At 49.7% G+C, this 782-nt stretch carries 2 protein-coding genes; both read left to right on the top strand.

Annotated features, from left to right (window positions below; genetic code table 11):
• On the top strand, positions 1 to 237 hold a 237-nt coding region (locus R7Z77_RS25060), incomplete at its 5' end, for a PepSY-associated TM helix domain-containing protein (protein WP_318137007.1).
• Positions 238 to 260: 23 nt separating this feature from the next.
• Positions 261 to 782 (top strand): DUF2271 domain-containing protein (locus R7Z77_RS25055; protein WP_318137006.1); only part of this gene is annotated, 522 nt, incomplete at its 3' end.

The raw sequence follows: 782 nt of genomic DNA, 5'->3' as shown, positions 1-782 counted from the left end.
GATGTTGAAACGACGCACTACGGTATTGTTGCGCTGCTGAACGAACTACATAAAGGGCGCAACAGTGGTGGGGTTTGGAAGTGGTTTATCGACATCACTGCGCTGCTGATGGTGTTTTTCGTCCTGACCGGTGTATGCCTGTTATTGCCGAAGAAAAAGACGTTCAGAACATCACTACAGTGGATGAGCTTTGGCTCGTTGCTGTCGCTCGTCATTTATTTTGTTGCTGTGCCTTAACAGCCAGTTGTAGAGAAAAGCTTATGTTGAACACAGGCAAGTTACTTCGCCAAAACCTATTTTGCAAAGCGGCGTTGGTAGCAGCTATAGCACCATGGCCAGTTTTGGCTGCGCCTTTACCTGATGCCGCCAAAATCGACTTTGAATTTGAATTGCCGAAGATCGATACCTCAATGTACGCCCGTCCTTACGTCGCAGTGTGGGTTGAGGATGAACAACGTCAATCCGTTAAAACCATTCAGCTTTGGGTCGGTAAGGATGAGTGGCTCAAAGACATGCGCAGCTGGTGGCGAAAAGTGGGTCGTTATGATCGCGATCTGATTGACGCTGTGACGTCTGCGACTCGCCCTGCTGGGCAGTATCGATTTGTTTGGGATGGTACTAACGACGCAGGCGAACGCCTTGAGCAAGGTGACTATACCTTACATGTTGAGGTCGTTCGTGAACACGGTGGTCGCAACTACTTGCGCCAAAAAATGACATTAGCGGACAGGGAGGTGCGCTACCAACTCAAACCAACTCAAGAGACGGGGGTCATCACCGTC

It is taken from the genome of Vibrio sp. 1401 (assembly GCF_033340295.1).
The sequence above is the reverse complement of the archived record's forward strand: the minus strand, read 5'-3'. Positions and strand labels throughout refer to the sequence as shown.